12 protein-coding genes, 1 tRNA gene and 1 pseudogene are annotated in these 19541 nt (G+C 70.7%); 6 read left to right on the top strand and 8 right to left on the bottom strand.

The window, feature by feature from the left end; translation table 11 throughout:
- Positions 1-78 precede the first annotated feature (78 nt).
- Positions 79-420 carry a hypothetical protein gene (locus ACFC06_RS23260; RefSeq protein ID WP_375934807.1) on the top strand — a complete coding sequence of 114 codons (342 nt, stop codon included), beginning with the start codon at positions 79-81 and terminating at the stop codon, positions 418-420.
- Positions 421-423: 3 nt separating this feature from the next.
- On the opposite strand, the gene lat is transcribed toward ACFC06_RS23260, so the two are convergent.
- Together lat and ACFC06_RS23250 are read right to left on the bottom strand one after the other, a co-directional pair.
- Positions 424-1764 (bottom strand): L-lysine 6-transaminase, encoded by a 1341-nt coding sequence (lat, locus tag ACFC06_RS23255; protein ID WP_375934804.1) that lies wholly within the window; start codon positions 1762-1764, stop codon positions 424-426.
- Between the two features lie 65 nt (positions 1765-1829).
- Positions 1830-2282 (bottom strand): Lrp/AsnC family transcriptional regulator, encoded by a 453-nt coding sequence (locus tag ACFC06_RS23250; protein ID WP_278265077.1) that lies wholly within the window; start codon positions 2280-2282, stop codon positions 1830-1832.
- Between the two features lie 112 nt (positions 2283-2394).
- On the opposite strand from ACFC06_RS23250, the gene ACFC06_RS23245 reads away from it, so the two are divergent.
- Positions 2395-3918 carry an aldehyde dehydrogenase family protein gene (locus ACFC06_RS23245; protein ID WP_375934801.1) on the top strand — a complete coding sequence of 508 codons (1524 nt, stop codon included), beginning with the start codon at positions 2395-2397 and terminating at the stop codon, positions 3916-3918.
- Between the two features lie 53 nt (positions 3919-3971).
- A tRNA-Met gene (locus ACFC06_RS23240) sits at positions 3972-4045 on the top strand.
- A 55-nt stretch (positions 4046-4100) separates the two neighbouring features.
- On the opposite strand, the gene ACFC06_RS23235 is transcribed toward ACFC06_RS23240, so the two are convergent.
- On the bottom strand, positions 4101-4649 hold the full coding sequence (locus ACFC06_RS23235) for a histidine phosphatase family protein (RefSeq protein ID WP_375934798.1): 549 nt from the start codon (positions 4647-4649) through the stop codon (positions 4101-4103).
- 128 nt (positions 4650-4777) lie between these two features.
- On the opposite strand from ACFC06_RS23235, the gene ACFC06_RS23230 reads away from it, so the two are divergent.
- Both ACFC06_RS23230 and ACFC06_RS23225 read left to right on the top strand, forming a co-directional pair.
- Positions 4778-9739, top strand: a complete 4962-nt coding sequence (locus ACFC06_RS23230; protein ID WP_375934795.1) for a DEAD/DEAH box helicase — start codon at positions 4778-4780, stop codon at positions 9737-9739.
- A gap of 4 nt (positions 9740-9743) precedes the next feature.
- Positions 9744-10526: an Fpg/Nei family DNA glycosylase gene (locus tag ACFC06_RS23225; protein ID WP_375934793.1), complete on the top strand. Its 783-nt coding sequence runs from the start codon at positions 9744-9746 to the stop codon at positions 10524-10526.
- 177 nt (positions 10527-10703) lie between these two features.
- On the opposite strand, the gene glpD is transcribed toward ACFC06_RS23225, so the two are convergent.
- Entirely contained in the window at positions 10704-12494 is a 1791-nt protein-coding gene (glpD, locus tag ACFC06_RS23220) for a glycerol-3-phosphate dehydrogenase (RefSeq protein WP_375934790.1), read from the bottom strand.
- A gap of 196 nt (positions 12495-12690) precedes the next feature.
- Here glpD and glpK point away from each other — a divergent pair, with 196 nt between their 5' ends.
- Positions 12691-14187, top strand: coding sequence for a glycerol kinase GlpK (glpK, locus tag ACFC06_RS23215; RefSeq protein WP_375934787.1), 1497 nt, complete (start codon positions 12691-12693; stop codon positions 14185-14187).
- Between the two features lies 1 nt (position 14188).
- Here the strand turns inward: glpK and ACFC06_RS23210 are convergent, their stop codons facing one another.
- The 4 genes and pseudogenes from ACFC06_RS23210 to ACFC06_RS23195 form a co-directional block, all read right to left on the bottom strand.
- Positions 14189-15364 (bottom strand): PLP-dependent aminotransferase family protein, encoded by a 1176-nt coding sequence (locus tag ACFC06_RS23210; RefSeq protein WP_375934784.1) that lies wholly within the window; start codon positions 15362-15364, stop codon positions 14189-14191.
- A 90-nt stretch (positions 15365-15454) separates the two neighbouring features.
- Positions 15455-16663 (bottom strand): hypothetical protein, encoded by a 1209-nt coding sequence (locus ACFC06_RS23205; RefSeq protein WP_375934781.1) that lies wholly within the window; start codon positions 16661-16663, stop codon positions 15455-15457.
- Between the two features lie 72 nt (positions 16664-16735).
- Entirely contained in the window at positions 16736-17770 is a 1035-nt protein-coding gene (locus ACFC06_RS23200) for a hypothetical protein (protein ID WP_375934779.1), read from the bottom strand.
- A 254-nt stretch (positions 17771-18024) separates the two neighbouring features.
- Positions 18025-19434, bottom strand: a pseudogene (locus tag ACFC06_RS23195) (NAD(P)H-quinone dehydrogenase); the annotation flags it as partial.
- Between the last annotated feature and the right edge of the window lie 107 nt (positions 19435-19541).

Raw genomic sequence — 19541 nt, 5'->3', positions numbered from 1 at the left:
GAAGTCAGAGCATGGTGATCGCCTCCGGGACGGGGACGGGCGTCGTCGCGCAGGGCGCGGCCCTCTAGGCTGCTGGGCGTGGAACCGATCGAGATCAACGCGGGCGCCTGGTATCTGCGTGCCCTGCGGGCCGACGAGCGCATCGACGACCGGCCCGCCCTGGCCGACGGCGGCATCACCGATCCGGACTACGTGACGACCCGCTCGGCGCAGTGGGCCGACGAGACGCACTTCTCCTGGGCGGTGTGCGTGCCGACGACCGCCGAACTGGTCGCCGAGATCGGCGTGACTCCCGGCCCCGACGACACCGCGACCGTCACCGGCTGGGCCCGGCCGGGCGAGGACGAGGCCCTCGCGGCCGGACTCACCTCGGTCCACCGCTTCGTCGCGGGTGCCCTGGGACTCACACCCACCAGCTGAGGTCTACCCCTTCTCCCGCAGCAGCACCGCGTCCAGCGCGTCCACCGCGCGTTCCAGCTCCTCCTCGGTGACCGTCAGCGGCGGCCGGAACCGGATTCCGCGATCACCGGAACCGAGCAGCAGCACATGCTGACGTTCCCGCATCGCCGTCACCACCCGCTCGCGCAGGTCGTGGTCGGCAAGGGTGATCGCGCACATCAGCCCGCGGCCACGCACCTCGCTGACCTTGTCCGGGTGGGCGGCGGCGAGCTGGCCCAGCTGGTCGAGCAGGAACGCGCCGAGCGGGCCGACCCGCTGGATCACCCGGTACTGTTCCAGCACTTCGAGAATGCGCCGCGTGCGCACCATGTCGGTGAGATTGCCACCCCAGGTGGAGTTGAGCCGCGAGCTCACCCGGAAGACATTGTCGACGATCTCGTCCACGCGTCCACCGGCCATGATCCCGCAGACCTGGGTCTTCTTCCCGAACGCGACCACGTCCGGTTCCACCCCGAGCTGCTGATAGGCCCAGGTCGTGCCGGTCATCCCGACCCCGGTCTGCACCTCGTCGAGGACGAACAGCGCGTCGTTGGCGTGACACAGCCGCTGCATGGCGCCGAGGAACTGCGGGCGCAGATGCCGGTCGCCGCCCTCGCCCTGGATCGGTTCGGCGATGAAGCAGGCGATGTCGTGGGGATGCGCGGCGAAGGCCCGCTCGGCCTGGGCCAGCGACGCGGCCTCGAGCGCCGCGATGTCGGGCCCGGCGAAGGTGTGCGGGGTGTCGATGCGGGGCCAGTCGAACTTCGGGAAGCGGGCGGTCTTGACCGGATCGGTGTTGGTGAGCGACATCGTGTAGCCGCTGCGGCCGTGGAAGGCGCCGGTCAGGTGCAGCACCTTGGTGCCGAGTTCCGGTGCGCGACCGTGCAGTTCGTTGTGCCGCGACTTCCAGTCGAAGGCCACCTTCAGCGCGTTCTCCACCGCCAGCGCACCGCCGTCGACGAAGAACAGGTGCGGCAGCCGGGGATCGCCGACGACGCGGGCGAAGGTCTCCACGAAGCGGGCCATCGCGACGGTGTAGATGTCGGAGTTGCTGGGTTTGTTCATGGCGGCCGTGGCCAGCTCGGCGCGGAAACGCTCGTCGCCGGCCAGCGCGGGATGGTTCATCCCCAAGGCATTGGAGGCGAAGAAGCCGAACATGTCCAGGTAGGCGGTGCCGTCGCGTTCGTCGATGAGCGTGCGGCCGTGGGACTTGTGCAGGTCGAGCACAAGATCGAAGCCGTCCGCGAGGATGTGCGAGGACAGGATTTCACTGACCCGGTTGGCGGGGGTGACCGCCGCGCCGGGGCGCTCCAGTTCGATGGTCACACTGCCGAGGGTACGCAAATATTTACGGAACCTCTACGCAATGGCGGAACAATTACGAAGAATCGTTACCTGTCGTAGAATGTCTGCAGAATGATGGTGCTGCGCGTGCGCACATTGGCGGTGGCCCTGATCTCGGCGAGCAACTGCTCGAGATGCCGCGGCGAGGCCACCCGCACCAGCAGGACGTAACTCTCCTCGCCCGCCACCGAGTGGCACGCCTCGATGCCGGGAATGTGCTGCAACAATGCGGGCGCGTCATCGGGCTGGGAGGGGTCGAGAGGAGTGATCGCGACGAACGCCGACAACAGGTGCCCGAGCGCCTCGGGATCGACATGGGCCGCGTATCCGCGGATCACCCCGCGCGCTTCGAGTCTGCGCACCCGCGACTGCACCGCCGAGACCGAGAGGCTGGCCTTCTCCGCCAGATTCGACAACGTGGCGCGACCATCGGTCATCAGTTCCCTGATCAATAGTCGGTCGATGTCGTCGAGCTGGGGTCTAGCCGGTGAATCCGCCATCAGCGAAGGCTAACGCAGCGCGGGGGTTGCGCGGGGAAAACTTCTTTCTGTTCCCCACCGAAATTCGCCGAACTTTTCCGTGAGTCGTACCAACCAGCAGAAGGTGAGCAAGATGATCGACACCGTGACCGAGCACTTCTCCGAACAGCTGGCGCTGCGGGCAAGGGCCCTGCTGCACGGACTCGGCGCGAGCGTCCCCGAACCCGGTGCCCTGCAGGCCCGCACCCCGATCTCCGGCGGCGTGCTGCTCTCGCTGACCCCCGACACACCCACCACCGTCGACACCGCGATCGGCCGCGCCGCCGGGGCGTTCCAGGGCTGGCGCACGGTCCCCGCGCCGGTGCGGGCCGCGCTGGTACGCAGACTCGCCGAGCTACTCGTCAGCCACCAGCGCGAGCTGGCCGAACTGGTGACGCTGGAGGCGGGCAAGATCGGCGCCGAGGCCCTGGGCGAAGTGCAGGAGATGATCGATGTCTGCGAGTTCGCGATCGGCCTGTCGCGCCAGCTCTACGGCGCGACAATGCCTTCCGAGCGCCCCGGGCACCGGCTCATGGAGACCTGGCATCCGCTCGGCGTGGTCGGGGTGATCTCGGCGTTCAACTTCCCGGTCGCGGTCTGGGCGTGGAACACCGCCATCGCGCTGGTCTGCGGTGACACCGTGGTGTGGAAGCCGTCGGACACCACCCCGCTGACCGCGCTGGCCTGCCACACTCTCCTGCGTCGCGCGGCGGTCGAGGTGGGCGCCGATCCCGAAGTGCACCAGCTGGTTCTGGGCGGCGCGCAGGTGGGCGCGGTGCTGGTCGACGATCCGCGCGTGGCGCTGCTCAGTGCCACCGGGTCGGTGCCGATGGGTGCCGCGGTGGCGCCGCGGGTGGCGGCCCGCTTCGGTCGCTGTCTGCTGGAACTGGGTGGCAACAACGCCGCGATCGTCGCGCCCAGTGCCGATCTGGATCTGGCGGTGCGCGGCATCGTCTTCGCGGCCGCGGGGACGGCGGGTCAGCGGTGCACCTCGCTGCGCCGGTTGATCGCGCACCGCTCGATCGCCGACGAGCTGGTCGACCGGCTCACCGCCGCGTACAACCAGCTGCCCGTGGGCAATCCGCTCGACGACGGCGTGCTCGTCGGCCCACTGATCAGCGAACGCTCCTACACCGCGATGCAGGAGGCGCTCACGCGCGCCGAAGCCGACGGTGGCGAGAACCTGTGCGGTGGCGAACGCGTCGAGATCATCGGCCCCGACGCCTATTACGTGCGGCCCGCCGTGGTGCGTATGCCCACCCAGACCGCGCTCGTGCGCGAGGAGACCTTCGCGCCGATCCTCTACGTGCTCACCTATGACGACATCGACACCGCCATCGCGCTCAACAACGATGTGACCCAGGGCCTGTCCTCGGCGATCTTCACCCGCGACCAGCGCGAGGCGGAGCTGTTCCTGGCCGAATCCGACTGCGGCATCGCCAATGTCAACATCGGCACCTCCGGTGCGGAGATCGGCGGGGCCTTCGGCGGTGAGAAGCACACCGGCGGCGGGCGCGAATCCGGGTCCGACTCCTGGAAGGCCTACATGCGCCGGGCCACCAACACCGTCAACTACTCCACCGAGCTGCCGCTGGCCCAGGGCATTCATTTCGGCTGATCAGCCAGCCGATTTCGCCATTCCCGCCACCACGTGTACAGTGGTGTTTACGACGCGGGATGGAGCAGCTCGGTAGCTCGCTGGGCTCATAACCCAGAGGTCGCAGGTTCAAATCCTGTTCCCGCTACTACGACGAAGGCCCCGGAGTTTCGACTCCGGGGCCTTCGTCGTTTCCGGGTCCGCTAGCCGGCGCCCAGGCGCAGCGTCCAGTTGCCCCGGTGATGCAGCCGGGTGATACCGGCGGGCGGAACATCGATGCGCCAGAACGACTTCGGGGGCGCGTCGAGCACCACCAGCAGTGCGGCCCTGATCACCGCGGGATGGGTCACCGCGATCGTGTCGTGTCCGGCCGAGGCGATCTCGGCCAGCCAGAACCGCACCCGTTCCACCAGGTCGGTCACCGATTCGCCACCGTGCCCGCGGAATTCCGGGTCGGTCAGCCATGCGAAGAGCTGATCCTGTGCCAGCGCGCCCATCTCGCTGCCGCGCCACGAGCCCGCGTCCAGATCCCGTAATCGGTCGTCCTGCTCGCCGACCAGTCCCAGCGCCTCGGCGGTCGCGCGGGCGCGCCGCTCCGGGCCGGTGCGCACGCGCGCGCCGGTCAGCGGCGAACAGCCGCGCAGCGCGGCCAGCCCCGACTCGTCCAGGGGTTCGTCAACAGGGAATCGCGCCTTACGTACCGCCTCGGTAAGGCCATGGCCGACCAGGTCGACTCTCAGCACCGTTTGCACGAGAGTTCAGCGTAGCTGCGGCACGGATCACGGTGTGACCCCGCACACCCTTCGCGCCGGGGGACGCTCGTGACCAGCGTTTTCGCGGTTCACCGGATCTGTCGGTGGGCCGGTGCACACTGGAACCCATGGATCGCTTCTCCCCCGCCACCGCGCAGTGGTTCGACGGCGCCTTCGCCGGGCCCACCGCCGCGCAGCTCGGCGCGTGGAAAGCCATCGCCGACGGGGAGAACACGCTGGTCATCGCGCCCACCGGGTCGGGAAAGACGCTGTCGGCGTTCCTGTGGGCGATCGATCAGCTGGCCACCCGTGAACCACCGGAGACGCCGGGTACCTCCGTGCTCTACGTGTCGCCGTTGAAGGCCCTGGCCGTCGACGTGGAGCGCAATCTGCGGGCGCCGCTGGTGGGTGTCACCCAGACGGCCAAACGGCTCGGCCTGGAGCCGCCGGCGATCTCGGTCGGCGTGCGTTCCGGCGACACCACCCCGGCCCAGCGCCGCGCCATGCAGCGCACCCCGCCCGACATCCTCATCACCACGCCCGAGTCGCTGTTCCTGCTGCTCACCTCCGCCGCGCGGGAAACCCTCGCCCGGGTGCACACGGTGATCGTCGACGAGGTGCACGCCATCGCGGGCACCAAGCGTGGTGCGCATCTGGCGTTGTCGCTGGCCCGGCTCGACCAGCTCACCGAGCACCCGGCCCAGCGCATCGGGCTCTCGGCGACGGTGCGGCCCGCCGAGGAGGTGGGGCGGTTCCTGGTCGGTTCGGCGCCCATCACCATCGTGCGCCCGCCCGCGCCCAAGACCTTCGACCTGTCGGTGCGGGTGCCGGTGGCGGACATGACCGCGCCCGAGGAGTCCGATCAGCCCGGGTCCATCTGGCCGCATGTCGACGAGGCGATCGTCGACCTGGTGCTCGAGCACCGCTCCTCGATCGTGTTCGCGAACTCGCGGCGCCTGGCCGAACGGCTCACCGCCCGGCTCAACGAGGCCTACGCGACACGGCTGGGCGAGCCGGTGGAGACCGAGCACGCGCCACCCGCCCAGCTGGGTCCCTCGACCGAGGTCATCCACGGCGCCGATCATCTGCTGGCCAGAGCGCATCACGGGTCGGTCAGCAAGGAGCAGCGCGCGATCATCGAGGACGACCTCAAGAGCGGGCGGCTGCGCTGTGTGGTCGCCACGAGCAGTCTCGAGCTCGGCATCGACATGGGCGCGGTGGATCTGGTGGTGCAGGTCGAGGCGCCGCCGTCGGTGGCCAGTGGGTTGCAGCGGGTGGGGCGGGCCGGGCATCAGGTGGGTGAGGTGTCGCGGGGTGTGCTGTTCCCCAAGCACCGCACCGATGTCATCCACTGCACCGTCGCCGCCCAGCGCATGCTCACCGGCGAGATCGAACTGCTCCAGATCCCCACCCATCCGCTCGACATCCTGGCCCAGCAGACCGTGGCCGCCTGCGCGCTGGAACCCCTCGATGTGGACGGCTGGTTCGACACCGTCCGCGCCACCGGCAGCTACGCCGCCCTGCCCCGCTCGGCGTACGAATCCGTGCTCGACCTGCTGGCCGGGCGCTACCCCTCCGACGAGTTCGCCGAGCTGCGCCCCCGCGTGGTGTGGGACCGCGACGCGGGCACCCTCACCGGCCGCCCCGGTGCCCAGCGCCTGGCCGTCACCTCCGGCGGCGCCATCCCCGACCGTGGCATGTTCGCGGTGTTCATGGTGGGCGAAAAGGCTTCGCGGGTGGGCGAACTCGACGAGGAGATGGTCTACGAGTCCCGGGTGGGCGATGTGTTCGCCCTCGGCGCCACCAGCTGGCGCATCGAGGAGATCACCTTCGACCGCGTGCTCGTCTCCCCGGCCTTCGGCCTGCCCGGCCGCCTGCCGTTCTGGCACGGCGACGGCTTGGGCCGCCCCGCCGAATTGGGCGCGGCGCTGGGTGAATTCGTGCGGTCGGCGGGTCAGGTGCCCGCCGATGATCTGACGCGCATCGTCGCGGGGATGGGCGCGGAGGCGGCGGTGGCCGAACTAGGCAAGCCCGCGATGCGGCTCGATCAGATGGTGCGGACCGCCGGGCTGGACCAGAACGCGACGGCGAATCTGGTGGGGCTGCTGGAGGAACAGCGCGGGGCGACGGGGCAGTTGCCGACGGATCGCACCTTGATCGTCGAGCGGTTCCGGGACGAGCTCGGGGACTGGCGGCTGGTGCTGCACTCGCCGTTCGGTACCCCGGTGCACGCGCCGTGGGCGCTGGCGGTGGGCGCGCGCTTGCAGGAACGGTTCGGCGTGGATGCCGCGCCGACGGCCTCCGACGACGGCATCGTGGTGCGCCTGCCCGACACCACCGACGAACCACCCGGCGCGGAGCTGTTCGTCTTCGAGCCCGACGAGATCGACGACATCGTCACCGAGCAGGTCGGCGGCTCGGCACTGTTCGCCTCCCGCTTCCGTGAATGTGCCGCCCGCGCGCTGCTGCTGCCGCGCCGCGACCCGGGCAAACGCGCGCCCCTGTGGCAGCAGCGCCAGCGCTCGGCCCAATTGCTGGATGTGGCACGCAAATTCCCGCAGTTCCCGATCCTGCTGGAGACCGTGCGCGAATGCCTGCGCGACGTCTACGACCTGCCCTCGCTGCGCGACCTGCTGACCAGACTGGCCCGCCGCGAGATCCGCCTGATCGATGTCGAGACCGCCACCCCGTCCCCGTTCGCCAATGCCCTGCTGTTCTCCTACATCGGCCAGTTCCTCTACGACGGCGACAGCCCCCTGGCCGAGCGCCGCGCCGCCGCCCTCGCCCTGGACTCCAGCCTGCTCGCCGAACTCCTCGGCCGCGTGGAACTGCGCGAACTCCTCGACCCCGCCGTTCTCATCCTGACCGAACGCGAACTCCAGCGCCTCACCCCCGAACGCCATGCTCGCGACGCCGAGGGCCTGGCCGACCTGCTGCGACTCCTCGGTCCCCTCACCCCCACCGAAGCCGCCGCCCGCTGCGTCCCGCGTTCCGGGAACGCCACGGCGGAGGCCGGCACGGCTACGTCCGACGACCCCTCCGTAGGCGGCCGAGCAACCCCGCCTGCCACTGAGGCGAGCGATCCCGCACCGGAATCGAACGGCACCGAGCCCGGCCAGGTGACGCTCGCCGAATCCGACGCACCGGCCTGGTTCGCGGAACTGCGGGATTCCCGCCGCGCACTGGAGGTTTCGTTCGCGGGGAAGACATGGTGGGTGGCGATCGAGGACGCGGCACGACTGCGTGACGCGCTCGGCGTGCCCCTGCCGATCGGGGTGCCGCAGGCATTCATCGAACCGGTGCCCGATCCGCTCGGCGACCTCGTCGGCCGCTACGCCCGCACCCACGCTCCCTTCACCACCGCCGACGTGGCCGCCAGATTCGGTCTCGGCACGGCGGTGGCGACCACCGCACTGCACCGGCTGCTGGCCGAGAAACGCGTGGTGGAAGGGGAATTCACCCCCGAGACCGCGGGCACCGAATGGTGTGACGCGCAGATCCTGCGCCGCCTGCGCCGCCGCTCCCTGGCCGCGGCGCGGCACGAGGTCGAGCCCGTCGCCACCGCCGCCTTCGCCCGCTTCCTGCCCGCCTGGCAGCATGTCGGCTCCGGCGAACTGCGCGGCATCGACGGCGTGGCCACGGTCGTGGAACAGCTCGCGGGCGTGCCGATTCCGGCCTCGGCCTGGGAGTCACTCATCCTGCCGATGCGCGTGCGCGACTACACCCCGGCCTACCTCGACGAACTCATGGCCACCGGCGAGGTGATCTGGTCCGGCCACGGCGCCATCACCGCCCGCGACGGCTGGATCGCACTGCACCTGGCCGACCAGGCCCCCTTCACCCTGCCCCCGCCCGACCCGATCGACCCCACCGACACCCAACTGTCCCTGCTGGCCGCGATGGGCGCCCAGTTGGAGCCACGCCCCCGGCCTGCCCCACCGGTCGACCTCGACAGTGTGGCACCCGGTACCCAGGGCACCACCGCACATCCCGAAGTCCGTCGCCCCGGCGATCCGCCCGACACCGAGGCCACTCCCGCGAGCCGGGCCCGCAGCGGCCGGACGCACATCGCCGGTCCAGCCGATGCCGAGGCCGGCCTCGATCCGGTGCGCGCAGACACCGCGCCGGTCGCCGGGGACGCGGCGGTGGCCTCCCTGCCGCCCACGCTCAGTGGCGGCGGCGCGTACTTCTTCCGCCAGCTCTCCGATGCCACCGGTCTGCTCGACGACAAGGCCGCCGGTGACGCGCTCTGGCAGCTGGTCTGGGCCGGATACGTCTCCGGTGACACCTTCGCCCCGGTGCGCGCACTGCTCTCCGGCACCGCCCGCTCCACCACCGCGCACCGCACGCCGCGTCGTGCGCCACGCGGTCGTGCCTACCTGCCCCGCGCCGCGATGCCGACCCGCTCGGGTCCTCCCACCCTCGCCGGGCGCTGGTCCATCCTCCCGGAACGTGTGCAGGACAACACCGTTCGTGCCCACGCGACCGCCGACCAGCTGCTCGAACGCTACGGCGTACTCACCAGGGGCTCTGTCCAGAACGAGGGTGTGCCGGGTGGGTTCGCACTGATGTACCGGGTGCTCACCGAATTCGAGGACCGGGGCCGCTGCCGGCGCGGCTATTTCGTCGACACCCTCGGCGGCGCCCAGTTCTCCACCACCGACACCGTCGACCGGCTGCGCTCCTTCGACACCGACCACAGTACCGTCCGCGCCGAGACCACACTGGCGCTGGCGGCCTGCGATCCCGCGAACCCGTACGGTGCCGCGCTGCCGTGGCCCAAGGGCGAGGCCGATGGCGGGCACCGGCCGGGCCGCAAGGCGGGCGCGCTGGTGGTACTCGTCGGCGGCGAACTCGTGCTCTACCTCGAGCGCGGCGGCAAGACTCTGCTCACCTTCACCGAGGACCCCGGCCTGCGCCGGGCGGGAGCCATGGCGCTGGCCGGGCTGGTGCACGAGCGGCGCGTGGAGTCACTGGTGATCGACAAGGTGAACGGTGACACCGTGCACGGCAACACCTTCGCCGATTTCCTCGTCGAGGCCGGTTTCGCCGTAACCCCGCGCGGCCTGCGGCTGCGCAGGCAGGTGTAGCCGGATGCCCGAGGGCGACACCGTCTTCCGCACCGCCGAGCGACTGCGTGCGGCCCTGGCCGGAACCACGCTGACCCGCAGCGACTTCCGGGTGCCGCGCTACGCGACCGTCGACCTGGTGGGTGAGCTGGTCACCGAGGTCGGCAGCTACGGCAAACACCTGTTCATCCGTACCGACCGGGCCAGCATCCACAGCCATCTCAAGATGGACGGCGAGTGGCGGGTGTTCCACTGCGGCCAGCGCTGGACCAAGCCTCGTGTCACCGCCCGCGCGGTGCTGTCCAACGACGAGGTCGAGGCGGTCGGGTTCGCCCTGGGCATCCTCCAGGTGCTGCCGCGCGCCGAGGAACACACCGTCATCGACCACCTGGGCCCCGACCTGCTCGGCGCCGACTGGGACCCAGCCCAAGCCCTGCGCCGTCTCACCGAATACCCCCGTCGCGCAATCGGTCTCGCCCTGCTCGACCAGCGGAACCTGGCGGGCATCGGCAATATCTACCGCAGCGAGATCTGTTTCCTGCGTCGCGTGCACCCGGCCACCCCGGTCGGCGAGATCCCTGATCTGCCTGCCCTCGTCGACGAATCGCACCGTGTTCTCACCAAAGCCGCCCACCAACCCCCGTGGCGCCCGATGGTCTACGGCCGCCCCCGCAGGCCCTGCCCCCGCTGCGGCACCGCCATCGTCTCCCAGCTCCTCGGCGAAGATGACCCCGCCGACCGCATCACCCAGCGCGAACGCGGCATCTACTTCTGCCCACGCTGCCAACCCGAACCAGCCCGCCGCTGACCCGAGCCCCTTCCGACCACCGCCCGCATCACCGAGCGCGGCATCTGCTTCTGCGCGCTGCCGACCCGGACCCAGCGCACTGGACCACCACGCCACGCGCTTCGCCGTGATCACGAGGACAGGGCCGTTCGACGGATCGCTCCCGAGGATCGGCGCTTCCCCCGGTCTCGCGGCGCGTCACCGATCCTGCGGCACCGGCTCCAGCAGTTGCGGGCGGGGTTCCGGAGCAGCCGCCCGCAACGCGTCGGCGGAGATGTCGTCCGGCTGGGTCTGGGACTCGATCTCCGCCCGGACGCGCGCCTGATACGTGGTCACCTCCCGGTCGACATCGTCGCTGTCCCAGCCGAGTACCGGCGCGACGAGATGAGCGACCTGTTCGGCGCAGTGCGCGCCCCGGTCGGCGTATTCGATGGAGATGCGAGTGCGGCGGGCCAGGATGTCGTCCAGGTGCAGGGCGCCCTCGGCGGCTGCCGCGTAGACGGCTTCGACCTGCAAGTAGGAGGGCGCGTCGGTGATCGGTTGCAGGAGCTCGGGTTTGCCCGCCGCGTAGGCGAGCACCTCGTCGACCAGCGAGCCGTAGCGATCGAGCAGGTGGGTCATCCGGTAGGGGTGCACGCCGTACTGTTCGGCCAGCTGCACGGTCTGGTTGACCAGCGCGAAGTAGCCGTCGGCGCCGAGCAGCGCCACCTTCTCGGTGATCGAGGGCGAGACCCGGGCCGGAATGTCCTGGGCCGCTTCGTCCATCGCGTCGGCGGCCATCACCCGGTACGTGGTGTACTTGCCGCCCGCGATGCTCACCAGACCGGGCGCGACCCGGGCGACCGCGTGTTCACGCGAGAGCTTGGAGGTCTCGTCGCTCTCCCCGGCCAGCAGCGGGCGCAGCCCCGCGTAGACGCCGTCGATGTCGGCGTGGGTGAGCGGGGTGACCAGCACCTCGTTGACCCGGGTGAGCAGATAGTCGATGTCGGCCTTGGTGGCGGCCGGATGCGCGAGGTCCAGATTCCAGTCGGTGTCGGTGGTGCCGATGATCCAGTGCGCCCCCCACGGGATGAGGAACAGCACCGAGGTGGCGGTGCGCAGGATGACGGCGGCATCGCTGACGATCCGGTCACGCGGCACCACGATGTGCACACCCTTGGACGCTCGCACATGGAATCGCCCGCGTTGATGCGACAGACCCTGCACCTCGTCGGTCCACACGCCCGTCGCGTTGATCACCACATTCGCCCGCGCCTCGCCGGTGCGCCCGTCCTCGGTGTCGCGCAGCTTCACCCCGACCACCCGGTCGGCCTCGCGTAAGAGCCCGACCACCTGGGTGGAGGTGCGGATGACCGCGCCGTAGTGGGCGGCGGTGCGGGCCACGGTCATGGTGTGGCGGGCGTCGTCGACGACGGTGTCGTAGTAGGTGACGCCGCCGATCATCGAGTTCCGGCGCAGGCCAGGCGCCAGCCGCATCGCGCCGTGACGGGTCAGATGACGCTGGCCCGGAACGGATTTCGCACCACCCATGGTGTCGTAGAGGGTGAGCCCGGCGGCGACATACGGCCGCTCCCAGACGCGGTGGGTCAGCGGGTAGAGGAAGCGCAGCGGCTTCACCAGGTGCGGCGCCAGCGTCGACAGGGCCAGCTCGCGCTCCTTCAGCGCCTCCCTGACCAGCCCGAATTCGAGCTGTTCGAGATAGCGCAGGCCGCCGTGGAACATCTTCGACGACCGGCTCGAGGTACCCGAGGCGAGATCGCGCGCCTCCACCAGCGCCACCGACAGGCCGCGGGTCGCGGCGTCCAGCGCGATGCCTGCCCCGACCACGCCGCCGCCGATGACCAGCACGTCGAACTGTTGTTTCCCCAGCCGCTCCCAGGCCGCGCGGCGATGCTCGGGGCCGAGCTGCGCCGCACCGCCGCGGTCGCGTTTCGCGCCGGCCACCAGCTCGCCGGGGTGGAGGAACGGGAACTCCGGTGTCTGCGCCATGCTCGACTCCTCGCCACCGGCCCGGTGGGCCGGTTCCAGTCGACAGTGTGGGTGCACGACGCGGTCGGGCGCCGCTGGGTACAGGCTAAACGTAGTGCCCGGTGGGCGCCGGAGGCCGCATCCGCGGGCCGCCGGGGCCGCACGCGTCGCACCGCAGTCCGCCACCCCGGTGGGTCCGGTTGGGTAACCTGCGGGGATGCGTCGCTATGTGGCCGCCATCGATCAGGGCACGACTTCGAGTCGGTGCATCGTCTTCGACCGGCACGGCCGGATCGTGGGAACCGCCCAGCGGGAGCACCGCCAGATCTTCCCGAAACCCGGTTGGGTGGAACATGATCCGGCCGAGGTGTGGCGCAATACCGAGTGGGTGCTCGGCGCCGCGCTGGGCAACAGCGGCTGTTCGGCGGGCGATCTCGCCGCCATCGGCATCACCAATCAGCGCGAGACCACCGTGGTGTGGGACCGGGCCACCGGCGAGCCGGTCTACAACGCCATCGTCTGGCAGGACACCCGCACCGACCAGCTGTGCACCGAACTGGCGGGCGAGCAGGGCCCGCAGCGCTACGCCGAACGCACCGGGCTGCCGCTGTCGACCTATTTCGCCGGGCCCAAGCTGCGCTGGATTCTCGACAATGTCGAGGGCGTGCGGGCCCGCGCGCAGGCCGGTGACCTCTGTTTCGGCACCATGGACAGCTGGGTGCTGTGGAAACTCACCGGCGAGCACCTCACCGATGTCACCAATGCCTCGCGCACGATGCTCATGGACCTGCGCACGCTGCGATGGGACGCGCAGATCTGCGCGGAGTTCGACATCCCGATGTCGCTGCTGCCGGAAATCCGCAGTTCCTCGGAGGTCTACGCCGAGATCACCGCCGGGCCGTTCGCCGGCGCGCCGGTGGCGGGCATCCTCGGTGACCAGCAGGCGGCCACCTTCGGGCAGGCGTGCCTGTCGCCCGGGGAGGCCAAGAACACCTACGGCACCGGCAATTTCATGCTGCTCAACACCGGCACCACCCCGGTGATCAGCAAGCACGGGTTGCTCACCACCGCCTGCTATCAGCTCGGCGACCAGCCCGCGGTCTACGCGCTGGAGGGTTCGATCGCCGTCACCGGCTCGCTGGTGCAGTGGCTGCGCGACAACCTGGGCATCATCGGCTCGGCCGAGGAGGTGGAACCGCTGGCCCGCAGCGTCGACGACAACGGCGGCGCCTACTTCGTGCCCGCCTTCTCCGGCCTGTTCGCCCCGCGCTGGCGCCCCGACGCGCGCGGGGTGATCGCCGGGCTCACCCGTTTCGTCACCAAGGCCCATCTGGCCAGGGCCGCACTGGAATCCACCGCCTTCCAGACCCGCGAGGTGGTCGACGCCATGCGCGCCGACGCCGCCGCCCAGCAGCTCGACCTGGAACTGACCACCCTCAAGGTCGACGGCGGCATGACCGGCAACGACCTGCTCATGCAATTCCAGTCCGACATCCTCGACGTCCCCGTCGTGCGCCCGGTCGTCCGCGAGACCACCGCCCTCGGCGCCGCCTACGCCGCCGGCCTGGCCGTCGGCTACTGGACCGGCCTCGACGACCTCCGCGCCAACTGGATCGCCGACCACACCTGGACCCCCACCATGCCCGACCCCGAACGCACCCAGCGCTACACCGAATGGAACAAGGCCGTCGAACGCACCTACAACTGGGCCTGACTCACCGCGCGGCCGCGGCCAGGCGGGTGATGGCTTCGGTGAGGGTGGATTCGTCGGCGGTGGTGAAGCACATGCGCAGCGAGTGGCGGTAGGAGTCGGAGACGGCGAAGGCGGCGCCGGGGACGTAGGCGACGCCGGATTCGAGGGCGGTGGGGAGCAGAGTGGAGGTGTCGGTGCCGTCGGTGAAGTCGGCCCAGACGAACATGCCGCCGGTGGCGTCGGTGCAGCGGACGCGGTCGCCGAAGGTGGTGCGGGTGGCGGTGACCAGGGCCTTCGCCCGGACGGCGTAGGTGGCGCGGATCGTGGCGACGTGGGCGTCGAGCCAGTCGGTATCGGTGAGCAGGGTGGCGGCGATCTGGTGGGTGAGGGCGGAGCCGCAGAGGTCGGCGCCCTGCTTGAGCAGTTCCACGGCGCGACAGACACGCTGCGGGGCGGTCATCCAGCCCACCCGCAGGGCGGGAGCGAGGATCTTGGAGACGCTGGACAGGCGGATCACCTGCGGCGAGTAGGACGCGACGGGGGCGGGCGCGGGCTGGTCGAACCAGAGTTCGCCGTAGGGGTCGTCCTCGATCACCCAGAAGCCGTGCGCCTCGGCGAGTTCCGCCAGCCGCTGCCGCCGCCGCGGCGACAGCGTGACACCGCCAGGATTGTGGAAATTGGACACGGTGTGCACCACGGCGGGGCGTTCGCCCGCGGCGAGCAGATCCTCCAGGACGTCCAGCCGCAGGCCGTCGTCGTCGAGCGGCACCGCGACGATGCGCGCACCGGCGGCCCGGAACACTTGCAGCGCACCGACATACGCCGGATCTTCCACGATCACGAGCGCGCCGGGATCGAGCAGCACCTCGGCCAGCAGCGACAGCGCCTGCTGCGAACCGTGGGTGACGAACACTTCCTCGACCGGCACCGACCGCCCGATCCGCGTGGACTCGCGGGCGGCGAGCACCTCGCGCAGCGCGGGCCAGCCCGGCGACTCGGTGTACTGCAGCACGGCCGGGTCGGCGAGCGCGGCCTGGGTGGCGGCGGCGATGCGCTCGCGCGGCATGAGCGCGGCGTCGGGCAGCCCACCGGCCAGGCTGATGACATCGGCGCGCGCGGTGAGTTTGAGCAGGTCACGAATCGCCGAGCTCTGCAGACCGGCGAGCTTGCCCGCCAGAGCGGGAGTGGTCGGCGACATGAGAACCTCCGGGTACGCCAGGGGACGCGATGCCCCACCATCGCATATCGCTGACCATAATGTGAAATTCTCGTCCCGGAATTTGAGATGCTATCGGGTCATGATGTGCTTGACCTGCCACTTCCCATCGATGTTGGAGGTGATGATCACCTGCGGGTAGGTGATCACCTCACCGTCGGGATGCCATTCGCTCAGATCCACGTCGTACTGGCCCGGCAGGGTCTCGCGGATCTTCACACAGTGCTTGGCGCCGACCGGGATCTTGGAGTCGATGGCGCGCTGCAACCGGTCGGCCTGGGAGATGTCGCCGTCGGGCGAGGCGAACTCGCGCACCTTCGTGCCGGAACGCTCGACGTAGAAGGCGTACTGGAAGCCGAGGATCGCCCGGGCACCCGAGGTGGTGTCACCGGGGCCGTTGCTCACCGTGATGGCCGGGTCGGTGGAGGCCGGGCACTCGAAGCCGGGGATCTGGGCGGCGGTGGTCGGCGCCGCGGTGGGCCCCGGGTCCTCGCCGCCGCCCCGTTTGACCAGGGCGATCGTCGCCACCAGCGCGACCACGATGAGCACCGCCGCCACGGCACCGCCGACGAGCCACGGCAGCCGCTTGTCGGTCTCCTTCTCCTCACTGGCCGGCGCGACCGGGGTCTTGGGCGCCAGGCGGCGCGCGATCGGGTCGTCGGCCCAGGACAGGCCGGGCTCGGCGGGCGGCTTGGGGACGCCACCGTCATCGTCCGGGCTGTTCCACCAGGCCTTGTCCTCGTCCTTGCGCTCCACGGCGGGCAGCGGAGGACGTGGCGTCTCCGGGGCGGACATCCGGACGGTCTCGGGCGCGGGCTGACGCACGATGTCGGCGTCGGGTTCCTGACGCGGCGCGGGCCGATCGCGCCGGATCACCTCGGTGAGCTCGCGCCCCGAGGCCACCGGCACCGAGTCACCGAACGGCGAGGCGTCACGCTGCGGCGGCGCGGGCGGCGGGGTGGCGACGGCGTCACCGAACACCGACGTGGGTGCGGAACGCGGCGGCGTTGGCGGCACCGGAGGACGTGCGGGCGGCGGCGCCACCGGCGGACCCGGCGGCGGCGCGACGGGCGGCGGACCGGAGACGGGCGCGCCGAACGGGCCCGGCGCACCGGCGGGCGGACCGAACGGACCGGGCGCGGCCGGTTGCCAGCCACGCTCGGGTAGCGCACCGGGCGCAGGCGGTGGCGTCGCGGCCACCGGACCACCGAAACCGGTGGTCGCGTCGTCGACCGGCGGGCCGAATTCCCCGAAATCGTTCTCGTCACCTTCGGTGCCCAAGACCAATCCTTTCCCCAGGACACACGTGTGGGGCGGTCGTCAGCCGACCGCCCCACACGTCGTAGGTGTGTGTCAGTACTGGAGCGAGCCACCCCACTGAGTGGTGACACCAGCGACGTTCACCGTCTGAAGCAGCTCCCCCGGCACCGGCAGTGTAGCCTTCGCCGCCGCCTCGAGCGCGGCGGTGCCGCCCGGCTGCGCCTTGATCCAGTTCTCGACCGCCGCCTTGGCCAGGTTGGCCTGGGTGGTGTCGAGAACGGTCACGGTGGTGTTGTCGGCCCGGCCGTCGCCACCGTTGAAGGTGGTGACCTTGACCGAGTTCTCGCCGACGTACTCCACCGAGACACCGGCGTCACCGAAACCGCCACCGGGCGCCCGGTAGCCGATGGTGCCGACGTAGCCGTGCTCGTTGTTGTAGTGGTGCGTGTTGGCGAGCAGACCGGGGACCAGACCACCGGCGTCGACGGTCGCGCCGACTTCCTGGTGCGGGCCTTCCATCTCGACGACCGGCGCGGCGGGCGCGTTCTCCAGACGCGGCGCCTGCCACGCGGGTTCCTGCGGCTCCTGCACCAGGGTCTCGCGCGACTCGCCCTCGGAGCCCTCACCGGCGGTGCCCTGATCGGACGGCACGCTCGGCTGGGTCTGCGACGGCTGCGCGGGCGTGGTGGCGCCCGGCTGCTCCGGCGTGGTGGTCTTCTCCTCGCCCGGGGTGGTGGCGCCCGTCTCCGGGTGCACCGCGGGCTGGGCCTGGTTGCCCTGGGACTGACCGGGGACCGGCAGCGGCGCGACGCGCGGGGTGGTGACACCCGGCTGCGACGGCGTGACCTTGGCGGGGGTGTCCTCTTCCGGCTCACCAGGGCCGGGAGTGGTGACACCCGGCTGGGCCGGGGTCGGCTTGGTCTGACCCGGCTTCGCCTTCTCCGGGGTCTCGGTGGTCTCTTCCTCGGGGACGCCGTTCTCCGGCGTCTCCTGGCTTTCGGTGCCCGGCTGCGCAGGCGCCGGGGTGGCGGGTGTGGACGGCTGGTCACTGGGGACCGCGCCGGCCGGCGCCGCAAGAAGGGTTGCCACGGCGGCCGCGGCAGCCAGGGGCAACGACGTGCTGGCCATCGCTCGCTGCGCCCGACTCGGCTTACGATGCTTCACTTTTCGCTAATCCCTTTCCCGGAGGGAATCCCCCACTGCTCCACCACGCGACCTGAACAGATCGCGCCTCGGCCGTGAGTCAACCACATGAGCGCGGGACAGGCAACGCAGCAGTAGCTTTCCCGGCACGGCGAACCCGGCCTGCGAGGATCCTTGTCGAACAAGACAATTCAAAACCCGGACACTCAGTGATTCGTCTCACATTCCGGGCGGTCCGCTCAGTCCAGATCGTCGTGGCGCATGAGCAGGCGACCGGCCTCGGTCACCGAACCCGTCAGCGACGGATACACCGAGAAGGTCTGCGCCAGATCGGTGACGGTGAGGTTGTTCTGCACCGCCAGCGCGATCGGCAGGATCAGCTCCGAGGCGATCGGCGCGACCACCACGCCACCGATCACCACACCGGTGGCCGGGCGGCAGAAGATCTTGACGAAGCCGCGGCGCAGCCCCGACATCTTCGCGCGCGGATTGGTGTTCAGCGGCAGCATCACCGTGCGCGCGGGCACCTCACCGTCGTCGATGGCCGTCTGGCTGACGCCGACCGTCGCGATCTCGGGCCGGGTGAACACCGCCGAGGCCACCGTCTTGAGCCGGATCGGGCTCACGCCCTCGCCCAGCGCGTGATACATCGCGATGCGGCCCTGCATGGCCGCCACCGAGGCCAGCGGCAGCAGCCCGGTGCAGTCACCGGCGGCGTAGATGCCGGGCACCGAGGTGCGCGAAACCCGGTCGACGCGAAGGTATCCGCCGCGATCGAGTTCGATACCGACCCGGTCCAGACCCAGCTCACCGGTGTTGGGGGTGGAGCCGACGGTCATCAGCGCGTGCGAACCGGTGACGGTGCGCCCGTCCGACAGCTTCACCACGATGCCCTCGGCGGTGCGCTCCACCGCGTCGGCGCGCGCGTGCTTGACCAGCTCGACACCGCGCTCGGCCAGGGCCTCCTCGAGCACCAGGGCGGCGTCGGCGTCCTCGCCGGGCAGCACGCGGTCGCGGCTGGACACCAGCTTCACCCGCACACCCATCTCGGTGTAGGCGGAGACGAATTCGGCGCCGGTGACGCCGGAACCCACCACCACCAGCGTCTCGGGCAACTCGTGCAGGTCGTAGAGCTGGCGCCAGTTCAGGATGCGCTCGCCGTCGGGTTCGGCGCCCGGCAGCACCCGCGGGCTGGCACCGGTGGCGACGAGCACCACCTCGGCCTCGAACTCCTCGGTGCTGCCGTCGGCCAGCGTGGCCTTGACCCGGTGCGCCAAACCGGCGGCGGGCCCGGTCAATTCGCCGCGACCCGCGAGCAGCCGCACGCCCGCGGCCTGCAACTTGGCGCGGATATCGGAGGACTGGGCCAGCGCGAGCGCCTTGACGCGCCCGTTGACCTCGGGCAGATGCACCTGCGCCTGGCTCGCGTCGATGGTGATGCCGAGGTCACGCGCGCGACGCAGATCGGTGCGCAACCCGGTGGAGGCGATGAAGGTCTTGGACGGCACGCAATCCCACAGCACACAGGCGCCACCGATGCCGTCGGCGTCGACCAGGGTCACCGAGGCCCCGTGCTGAGCGGCCACCAGCGCCGCCTCGTACCCCGCCGGTCCGCCGCCGATGATCGCAATCCGTGCCACAGTCACTCCTGTGCTCGTTGGCGGCGCGGGCGCCGCGGGTCGCGGCCCCCTTGGGGCCCGCTGGTGGGGTGCCGCGGCTTGCTCCTTCGTCGCCTACGCCGCGGCACCCCACCAGC

The sequence above is a fragment of the Nocardia sp. NPDC056064 genome, from assembly GCF_042266925.1.
In the GTDB taxonomy this organism is placed as follows: domain Bacteria; phylum Actinomycetota; class Actinomycetes; order Mycobacteriales; family Mycobacteriaceae; genus Nocardia.
The sequence above is the reverse complement of the archived record's forward strand: the minus strand, read 5'-3'. Positions and strand labels throughout refer to the sequence as shown.